This is a genomic window from Chamaesiphon polymorphus CCALA 037 (genome assembly GCF_003003845.1).
GTDB classification, from domain to species: domain Bacteria; phylum Cyanobacteriota; class Cyanobacteriia; order Cyanobacteriales; family Chamaesiphonaceae; genus Chamaesiphon; species Chamaesiphon polymorphus.
Map to the genome: position 1 here is coordinate 1 of NZ_PVWO01000573.1, position 3367 is coordinate 3367.

A 3367-nucleotide genomic window follows, 5' to 3' on the forward strand; every position below is an offset into this window, starting at 1 on the left:
GCTTGTATTTCCCCTTTCTACCAAAAATTTAACGATACAAAAGATTGCTTCTTCATTCCCGAAGCCAATCTTTTCTAACAGAAGCAATATATGAACTAGAAAGTAGTCCGTCATTTTTTCTTGATTGGCAAGTCGAATTAAAGTAGTAGCTAAAGCCTGATTTTTTACTTCAATTTTTGCCAGACAATATGCCGAAGCAACCCGAATTTCATCGGACAAAGATTTCAGCAAAAGTTCTTCTAACGCGACGATTGCTTTGCTATTCTCCTCGTCGATAGTTAGTAGCCCCTCTGCAACATAAGCGCAAAGTTTATCAGACAAAGACTTGGATAAAAGTTCCTCCAATGCGGTGATTGCTTTGCTATTCTCCACATCGATCTTTCCTAATTCCTTTGCGATACAAGCGCAGAGTTCATCAGACAAAGACCTCGACAAAAGCTGCTCTAAAGTACCGATTGCTTTTCTATTTCCCACCTCGATCGTCTTCAATGCTTCATTCACAAAGAAGCAGGAATCATCATTCAATGTATCCTGATTTAAGAGATCGCTAAAAACATCTATAACACTTTCATTGAATTTAGCTAGAGCATCTATAGCCTTTTTATTTCCAATACCAATCTTACTTAATACCTGTGCAGCAAGATAGCGTAATGAATGTACTGGTCGATCGCGTTGTAATATTTGAACTATATTATCTATCGCTTTTTTATTTCCAACACCGATTTCCCCTAATACTTCTGCAACAAGATTGTAGAGCAATAAATCCACATCACTCTGTCCTAAAAGTTGGACTAGAGTATCTATCACCTCTTGATTCCCTACCCCGATAGTGCTTAATACATCGACAACATTCAGAGCGATTGTCGGAGATAAATAATTCTGCTTTAAGAATTGGACTAGAGTATATATTGCATCTTGATTCCCTACACCGATAGTGCGCCATGTGAATATCACACGGACTCGGAGCCAATCCTCCAAATTATCTCGTTCTAATAATGTCTTTAAAGTAGTAATCGCCTTTGAGTTTTTTGCATCAATTTTACCTAATGCCTCTGCAACCAGACAACGCAGCCAATCCGCCACATCATCCGACAAATCATCACGCTCTAATAGTGAGGTTAGAGATTCGATCGCATATCCCCTATGTGTAAAAAGTATTTTTTCTAACGCAAAAGACTTAATAGGATCTGAAAAAATATCCCATTTATGGTTGTCTGTATTAAAATATCCAAATGACCATACAACTATTTGCTTTACAATAGATTGAGCTTGTCGAGAACATTTAAACTCTCTAATATAGGTAGCTGCCATTCCATAGGCACGAAAATAATAAAATTCATTTTCCTGCTCTTTAAAATGAGTTAACTTATCGATAAGTTCTTCCTTTAGTTCATTCGCTATATCCTCATTATTGCGACCCATCCAAAGCAAAATTACCTGCTGCCATTCCTGCTCGAATACCCGATATAGATTTTCTCCACTCTCACAGAAGACGGGTCGATCGATATGCGCTCTAGGTAAAAAATAATCCCAATCCTAGATACTGCAAGCCACAAAATATTCTTGAAACGTCGGATGGTAAAAAGCATATACAGCCTCCCCTGCTTCCTCTCCCACCACATTCAACCAGCCCAAATTCTTCGCAGCAGGGAGTAAAGTATCCGATCTATCTGTCCATAACTTGCTAATTTCCGAAACAGTAAAGCGAAACCGTCTGACTGCGCCATCATTAATCGGTTGTCGATTCAAACCTGCCTTTGCCAGTTCTCCCAACGCTAGATCTAGTTCCTGTCTGAGTTTGACTTCATCTGAAAACTCCGCCGCCTTCCAGTTATACAGATAATTTACAAACCCCCAATACAAATCGGCTTGTGTCTCTGGTAGAGCTTGGTTGTCTTTTTCCCAAGAAGCACACAATAGGGTCAATCGAAGCGGATTTTTCACCAAATCCTTAATCCGTTCCTTGCCTGGAGCATCCAACTCCGTGCGAATCTGGGTAGCTACTTTTTCATTATCGGCAAACCACTTGCAAATAAAATCCTTTACTTGGTCTTCACCCTGACTCGTCCGATAGCTATAGTCCAGCGTGCGATAAACATCAAAGCTATCGATTAGAATATTACCACCCGCAGAGGCTTCCCACTGATTGATGCGACACGTCATCACCACCCGCAAATTCTGCGCCCAAGCCTGTCCCAAATCGCGATGAATCGCTGTCAAAGCATCGCCAGACATTTCATCCAAACCATCCAATAACAGCCACACCCGTCCCTGCTGGCGCAATCCTTTCCAGTCTTCCCAAGCCGCATCAAAATTGTCTTCGCAAACTTTTGGCAGCCATTCATCCCGCAGATATGCTTGCAGTCGGCGATCTCCGACATCTGCTAGCGATATCCACGCCACTACCAATGGTGCTGGCGGTTGTTGCTCGGCTTGCTGAATCAGCCATGCACCGATTTTAGTCAGGATGGTAGTCTTACCCGCACCAGGTTCGCCAATAATCGCGATATGTTTGCCCCCAGCACGTTTTCCCACCACCTCGGCGAGAAATGCCTCATGCTCGAAGCGTTTGGTTTCGGTGTATTCGGTTTGGTATAGCTGGGAACCCTGTTCTGGTGATGGCTCCTCTTTCACCTTGGGGCGTTCTTTGCGCTCGATTAGTCCCAAGGGGACGTGAATATCGTCAAAGTTGCGGGTGGATTCTTTGAGGAGGCGGTTGGTGGTGAGGTGTTTTTGGGCTTGGAGGAGTTGGCGCGATCGATCGAGCCAGTCGATGTAGTGTGTGTTTTGGGCGATCGATCCTAGCCCTCGACCTAGGCTTGGGTCTTTTTTAGCTTCCCAGCCAGTTTAGAAAAAGTCGGAAATAATCGTTGCAGTAGTCCTTCTGTATCCAACTCCAGCTCATAGGATAAAAATCCTGGTAGTAGAGGAATTGCAGCCTTGAGCTTGCCGGAACCAGGAGTTTCTGGTTTGGTTAATTCTGCTTTAATCTCGTTGAGTAACTTTACTAATTCGGCATTATTCTGAACTGTCGGTTGGTACTGTAGAATCTCGACTTGCGGCATAATTTCCGCAATTACTATTTCTGCATCAGCATCGGTAATTTCCAAGCGCGCTGTCTGCGATTTCAATAGCACCCAATATTCACCTTGAATCTTGGCAATATCTTGTTTCACCTTGCGGATTTGTTGCTCGATTCTGACTTTTTCAGCTTCCTCAATGGTTCGCAGTGCGGATTCTTTCCCCGCAAGCTGTTCGTAATAGCCTTCAATTTCAGTTTGCAGGTGAGAAAGTCGATCGATAGTCATAGAGTCTTTCAGGTTGAGTGGGCGGAGACACTACAGATAGCATACCCAAATCCTCATGC

General features: G+C 43.2%; 4 protein-coding genes. 1 reads left to right on the forward strand and 3 read right to left on the reverse strand.

The annotated features are described in order from the left end of the window. Both C7B77_RS26555 and C7B77_RS26560 read right to left on the reverse strand, forming a co-directional pair. Positions 1–1422 (reverse strand): HEAT repeat domain-containing protein (locus C7B77_RS26555; RefSeq protein ID WP_146138539.1); only part of this gene is annotated, 1422 nt, incomplete at its 3' end. Positions 1423–1536: 114 nt separating this feature from the next. Further along, positions 1537–2667 (reverse strand): NACHT domain-containing protein, encoded by a 1131-nt coding sequence (locus C7B77_RS26560; protein ID WP_181244047.1) that lies wholly within the window; start codon positions 2665–2667, stop codon positions 1537–1539. Positions 2668–2673: 6 nt separating this feature from the next. Between C7B77_RS26560 and C7B77_RS31550 the strand changes: the two genes are divergently transcribed. Then, positions 2674–2805, forward strand: coding sequence for a hypothetical protein (locus tag C7B77_RS31550; RefSeq protein ID WP_281261392.1), 132 nt, complete (start codon positions 2674–2676; stop codon positions 2803–2805). A gap of 8 nt (positions 2806–2813) precedes the next feature. Here C7B77_RS31550 and C7B77_RS26565 read toward each other — a convergent pair whose 3' ends face one another. Continuing rightward, complete coding sequence (locus C7B77_RS26565) at positions 2814–3308, reverse strand: hypothetical protein (RefSeq protein WP_106312082.1); 495 nt, start codon at positions 3306–3308, stop codon at positions 2814–2816. Positions 3309–3367 lie beyond the last annotated feature (59 nt).